The 6,149-nt window shown below is 39.6% G+C and carries 4 protein-coding genes and 1 pseudogene; 4 read left to right on the plus strand and 1 reads right to left on the minus strand.

What is annotated here, in order from left to right; genetic code table 11:
- Positions 1-366: 366 nt before the first annotated feature.
- The 4 genes from O9324_RS16580 to O9324_RS16595 all read left to right on the plus strand — a co-directional run bounded on the left by O9324_RS16580 (position 367) and on the right by O9324_RS16595 (position 5,590).
- The gene (locus O9324_RS16580; RefSeq protein WP_287629026.1) at positions 367-1,674 is read left to right on the plus strand and encodes a leishmanolysin-related zinc metalloendopeptidase; all 1,308 of its coding nucleotides are present in this window, start codon (positions 367-369) and stop codon (positions 1,672-1,674) included.
- Positions 1,675-1,764: 90 nt separating this feature from the next.
- On the plus strand, positions 1,765-2,820 hold the full coding sequence (locus tag O9324_RS16585; RefSeq protein ID WP_002753633.1) for a DUF3616 domain-containing protein: 1,056 nt from the start codon (positions 1,765-1,767) through the stop codon (positions 2,818-2,820).
- 73 nt (positions 2,821-2,893) lie between these two features.
- On the plus strand, positions 2,894-4,567 hold the full coding sequence (locus O9324_RS16590; RefSeq protein ID WP_288140756.1) for a DUF4127 family protein: 1,674 nt from the start codon (positions 2,894-2,896) through the stop codon (positions 4,565-4,567).
- A 36-nt stretch (positions 4,568-4,603) separates the two neighbouring features.
- Positions 4,604-5,590, plus strand: coding sequence for an Ig-like domain-containing protein (locus O9324_RS16595; protein WP_288140757.1), 987 nt, complete (start codon positions 4,604-4,606; stop codon positions 5,588-5,590).
- A gap of 394 nt (positions 5,591-5,984) precedes the next feature.
- On the opposite strand, the pseudogene O9324_RS16600 reads toward O9324_RS16595, so the two are convergent.
- Positions 5,985-6,149, minus strand: a pseudogene (locus tag O9324_RS16600) (IS4 family transposase); the annotation flags it as partial.

Below are 6,149 nucleotides of genomic sequence, written 5' to 3' on the forward strand. Positions count from 1 at the left end.
TCAATCCTTATCTGGCAAAAGATTTAATTGATTAGTTCGCTTCAGATCGCAAACAATTGACAAAAATTGCGGCAATGTCTGTCTCTATAAAGGTTTCATTCCTTATAACCCCGTCCATTGCATAAGACAAACCGAAGAACCGATAGATATCGATTTGGGAGAATATCCTGTATTAGATTTTCGCCGTGAAGAACGACACTATTGGCTGAAATGGCCAGATAAAAGTCAAGGCGATCAAGATGTTCATTTTGTCTTTGACGAATACGCAGAATTCAAAGAAACTTAAACTTTTTGTTAGGTAGGGCAAAATCAATCTAATCCCCTCCTAGTTTTAATAATTATGTTCACTTATTTGAGGACTTAATTATGATATCAATCCCTGAAGAACTCAATCCCAACCAAGGCATCCCTGGATGGCTAGAACTCGATGATTTAAGCCTTCATGGAGACATGGTAGCACGCATCCCTAAAGGAGCTTATATCAAAGGAATAATCGGTGGAGAAAAACCTTTTTTTCCCGTATCTGAAATTCTTGGTACAGCTATCTCTAAACCTGAAGGAGTAAATAGCAATTGTGGATGGGTTGAATTAGAAACTCTGACCTTTCATCGTGACATAGAAGCTGTTGCACCCCTTGCTCCTTATGTGCGGGGAGAGATGGATAAAGACCACAATTTTTATCCCGATAAACCTTATACTATTGTGCGCTCAAATGATTTTATTGGCAATGGAGAAGAAAAGTTTATGACGACTCAAGCTATCGAAGCATTGGTAAATACTGTCATTAAAAAATACCCCATTGATAGTACACAGATAACCGATCCAAGACAAAAATTTACTTTATTAGCTGGATCGAAACTTGAGATTCAACAGTATGACAGGGTGGATCATAATCATTGGAAATTGCTTTTATCTTCCCCTGTCAATGGTTCAGTCATCTGGTTTGCTTATAGTCCTCATGTCAATATCATTCGCCCAAATATTAACCGAAGCACGGTGATTACTTACCAAATCTTAAACGATGACAATGGGAAGCTGAAAGCAACCGCTAAATTAGCCTGTAACTTTTGGAATCGTTTTGTCATTCCTCAGTCTAATATTGTGATCCGACTAGGAACATTTTATAGTCCTGGTTCTGTGATTGCTAGAGCCTATAAACCTTATCAACAAGGCAATACCGTCTATGGCAAGATTGAGTTTAATACTAAGTATCTTGGAACGTTTACTAATTATGGTATTGCTGGCACAATTATTCACGAAATTGGACATACATTAGGATTTGGTTGGGATCAATGGATGAATTTGTTTTATCAAAATACGGGTGCTTTTAAACCCGAAACAATCAAGAAGATTCCCGAACTACAATATATGTTTGTTGAAACCGATTATGGTCCAGGAACAGCATATTCCCACTGGGACGAAGAACGATTTGATCAGGAATTAATGACGGGATTCAAAGATACCTATGAATATGTCTTACCTGTGACGATTAAAGTGATGGCACTTCTCGGTCATGTTATTGCTGAGGAATTAATCCAAAAAACGAATTTAGAAACCTTGATTCGTGAGATTGAAGATGTTCTATTCACCATGACAGAAACAGTCCAAGAAATTAACTTTGAATACTATAAAGATACCGAAATATCGGAGGAAATTTACACCGCATTGACCTAAAATTGTCAACATAAATATGGGGGAGTTATTACTATTTTCCTGAATTAAGCTTCCCCCGATCGAGTGTTTCATAATTTAAGGACTGTTTCTATGAAAATTACCCACCTTTTCAAGCTATTATCAGCACTTAGTTTGGCTCTTCTTCTCGGTTGGCTTTTCCCGATGGCTCATATTAAGGCTGACAATGTATCAACACTGGGAAAATATCCTGTCTGTGAACCATCTGCTGTCGTAAAAGTAACCTGTCCAGAATCAGAAGGAAATTGCCTTTTAGTAGCAGATAATGAACAAAAAGACGCTCTCTTTCTCTATTCTGTGAGTTCTAAGCAATTAGACTCAACTCGTCAAAGTCAGTTAGCCTTAGAGAAAAAAATAAGTGACATTGAAGCGATCGCAAAATTAGATGATAATAAAGTTCTTCTCTTCGGTTCTCACAGTCGTAACAATAAATGTGAGATCAAAGCAAATAGACAACGGTTTGTACAGGCTCAATTGTCGGGAAATCAATTAAAAATTATTGGTGAACTGATCCAAAGTCCTCAAATCGATTCTAAAGTTCTCTTTCAAGGTCTAGATGTGAATTCTAACAAGATTATCAGTGCCGTGAGTCGTGCTATTGATGAGGCGGAAACCAAGGCTAATCAATCATTAGGAGATAAAGTGGCGTGTGAACAAGCCAATGCTTTTAATGCGGAAGGAGCAGTAGCCATTCCTGAGCCTTTATCCCTCGAAAAATTCAAGATTTGGATTGGCTTACGTTCTCCCGTTGTCACATTAGACGCTAAGAATTATGCTGTTTTACTATCAATGGCTAATCTGGATAACTATCAATTCGATGGTGCAACACTTCTAGATTTAGGGGGACGGGGAATCAGAGAAATTACCTTTGATAATAACCAGATTTGGGGAATTGCTGGCGGGCCGAAAGATGGTCAAGATAATTTCGTTTTTTGGAAACTATCGGCTGAGGATCTCAAACCCAATACGATTCTTAAACCTGAAATCCTTCGAGAATTACCCCAGTCATCAGAAGGATTAGCGATCGTTGATGGAACAGCCTATATTTTGATTGATGGCAATAGTGGGGATTCTGGAAATCAGTGTGCAATACCTGCCAAGTTTATGCAATTTACTGTCCCTAATTAGGGTTATGTCCTCAAATTTTGCTAGTTTTGAGACTTAGATAATCCTCTGATATTGAAAAAAAGGAGAATCAATGATGACTACCCAAAAACTGAAAGCTCTAGTCAATACTGTTATCAAACAATCTACCCTAGATGGCAGTCAGATTACTGATCCTACTCAAAAATTTTCCTTGATAGCTGGAGGTGAACTTGAGATTAATAGCTATCAATCTGCCGCTAATAATCACTGGGAATTAGAATTAACAACCCCTGTTAATGAGATAGCGAAATGGTTCGCTTATATTCCCCATGTCGAAATTAAAAGTAATGACCCTGTAGCCAAGATATTGCAAGACATTAAGCTGTCTCAATTTAAGGTGTATCACCGACCAACAGAACAAGATTTAGAAGGAGTGGGGATTCCCCCTAATGGACAAGACAACCGTTCAGAAAGAATTTGTCCTGTTTACGTTCTTAGTCCAAGAAGACAAACAGATTCTTTAGTTAGACAACTGATTACACTGCTTCGGGTCAAGGATACAGCGTTCATTATTGCAGAACGATTGGTACAATATCCCGAAGATTATCTCCCCACTATTTCTCAATTTGAAAAAGCGGTTATTGTCCAATCTTTTGTTGGTGTCGGTCCTCCTAAACCAGACCCAACTCCTTATCCAGATTGGGCAAAAGAAAGACACGACAAAGAGTTGTGGAGACTTGAACAATCTATCCGTCTATTACAGTCGATAAATCGAAAAATCTCAGCTGTCGTTTGTGCGATGGGAGATTCTCAAAAACATTCATCCAAAGATGTGCGAGAAACAATGCAAACGAGATTAGACAATCTTCTGGATAAGTATAATCTCTCGGCTCTCAAACAGCCAATTACTTGGGGAGCAGATGAATTAGTAGCAATGGGAATCGCTCAAACTCTTCCTAAAACTAAAGTGCGTGTCCGCATCTCTAATAAGGAGACTGAAATGTGGTACGACGGGAGACGACCACCGCGAGAACTTGTGACCGAAAAATTACAAGCAGTTGGTTTAGAGGAATCAGAAACTGACTGGGATTTCGAGGTCGCTATCCTAACTCGTCGTCAAAATGGTAGTATTGATGATTATCAGAAAGACGACAGGGAACAAGCGAAGTTAGATGAGCAATTTCTGGCTCAATATAAGAACTATTCTTCCGAGCAACGCGCTAAATTAGTCATCATTGATGCCCGACTTTTTAATGGGGCTTGGAATGTCACTTCTGTGTTACCTTATGATGATTTATTGGCCTTCGGTAGTTGGGGAACATTTGGCAATTGTGTTGGCTCAACTTTGGCGGTGGCAAAAATTCTTTTCTACGCTAAAAATCCCGCCGCTCAAAGACAACTTTACCTGGAGGCAATTGCTCATGATGTTTTTGCTAATGGCTATAAAGAAGTTCAACGATCCGAAGAACCTAAAAGCTTCTGTAATCAGCTACAAAATCAAACAGGAATAACTTTCAAGCATTACGACGGATATGATAATCCTGCTACGGTCAAAAAAGTCTTTGAGGTCTTAAATCGGCACGTTAATGTCAGAATGCAAGAACATTTTACTGGACTTCCTTTTGTTAATAACCGAGTCTTCCGAATTACTCCCCAACTTTGGCGCACTTTTGAGAGTGAAGTCCACATCTGGCCAAGATTACCAGAGGAAATTCATAAAGTTGGTATCTATCGTACCGATCTGGAAGCGATCGCCTTTAATCCTTCATTGGGCGATCAATTCGTCTAACAGTAAATTTTTCAACAATCCCATAGGAGAAATACCATGACTTCCCTACAAATTATCAATCCTACCAATCATGCTCGCTTTGAACGTCTAAAACCTGTTACTTTTACAGGCAAAGTAGATCCTGGAATAGTCACTGTAGAACTAAAAGCAGATGACAAATATTCCCTAGGTAATAATCAGGTTAAAGCAGACGGTTCTTGGTCGATTACTTATTCAGGATTTACCAATATTGGTGATCGCAAAATTACCGCCATCGCTCACACTCAAACCAATCAAAATAAAGGAGAAACCAGCATTCTGATTCATGTAGCAGACCCTTCACCCCTCATGGATTATACTAAAACTATTTATGAGGGTTTAGTTTTAGATGCTTACAAAAAACTTGAACACACCCAGTCTCTGCCGACAGACCACAAGTTAAGTGATGCCGAAGGATGCCGGTTATTTGAACAAGGAATACTTCCAATACTACAATCAGCCGATACTTTCATGACGGCGGCTGCTGAAGGTAAACATGAATTGAATTTACACCCGGGGCGTACTGATATTAAGGAGGCTTCTTGTGCTTATTCTGTCTCCTGTGTGATGAAATATATAGCTAAGGAGCTTAAATTTGACAAAGTGAAAAATCTCTTCAATAATACTTTTGAAGATGATTGTGTTCAAGTTACAGGCGTTGAGAAAAAACTGCGTCGTCTCGGGTTTCTCTACTTTTTGAAAAAAGATTACCTAGCACCTCGTGGGGCAATTGGAGCAAGAGCGCCACGCTGGAAGTACCAAGGAACGGAGAACGGGTCTGGTCATATCTATTACATCACCAAAGATGGGGCAAAACGGACTCAATTTCCCAACCCAGGTCAAGAGAATGAGCCAGCAGAAACTGGAATAAACGGGCCTAAATGGCAAATCAAAGACCTTCATGCTGAAAACCTCCATTTCTTTGATCATGTTTATATGCAGGAGAAAGAAGGCTACACAGAAGGATTTTGGTTGCCACCGGGTATTTATCCTTTAAAACGTTAGGATTTTAAGGATTAGAGCTTTGTCCCTCAGAATTCTGGGGGAAGTCAGGGAATAGGCTGATTTCTCCCCTAGAATTGACTGACTTTTTAATCATGCAGGAGGTCTATTATTTAAACGCCTTGTATTTAACCAGCGATCGAGCGTACAATTGAAATCTTTAAGGAGGAAAAGCGATACAAATGGGAGAATCCTGCGCTTTTCCTCCCCTATGGTTAAGCGTATTGTAGCTTGATAAGACTGTAGCAATTCCATTTGAGGGGTAAATAGGGTCTGCTGAAAAAGTTTTTCGTGGGGGCAGGGTGTGGCCCCCCCAACCCCCCCTTAATAAGCTATCCATTAGTCACATCTTTCTTAACATAAAATTTGACAAAAAGAGAAAAGTGTGCAATATGGCTCAAGGGGGTTCTGTGGGGGGACTAATTTGATGAGATAGTTTCCAAGTCTGGCTGATATCATGTTACCTTCGCAGTCCCAACCAAATAGTTTTAACACCGGGTTCACCGTCGCCTTTTCTACCTAAAAAACCCCCAAGAGAAGCAATCATTCTGACCGCTTCCGG

It is taken from the genome of Microcystis sp. LE19-84.1B (genome assembly GCF_027531875.1).
Taxonomy (GTDB): domain Bacteria; phylum Cyanobacteriota; class Cyanobacteriia; order Cyanobacteriales; family Microcystaceae; genus Microcystis; species Microcystis panniformis.

Bases quoted from the DNA above. Each gene is read 5' to 3' on its own strand.
- O9324_RS16585 (WP_002753633.1), top strand. From the start codon at position 1,765: ATGAAAATTACCCACCTTTTCAAGCTATTATCAGCACTTAGTTTGGCT.
- O9324_RS16595 (WP_288140757.1), top strand. From the start codon at position 4,604: ATGACTTCCCTACAAATTATCAATCCTACCAATCATGCTCGCTTTGAA.
- O9324_RS16590 (WP_288140756.1), top strand. From the start codon at position 2,894: ATGACTACCCAAAAACTGAAAGCTCTAGTCAATACTGTTATCAAACAA.
- O9324_RS16580 (WP_287629026.1), top strand. From the start codon at position 367: ATGATATCAATCCCTGAAGAACTCAATCCCAACCAAGGCATCCCTGGA.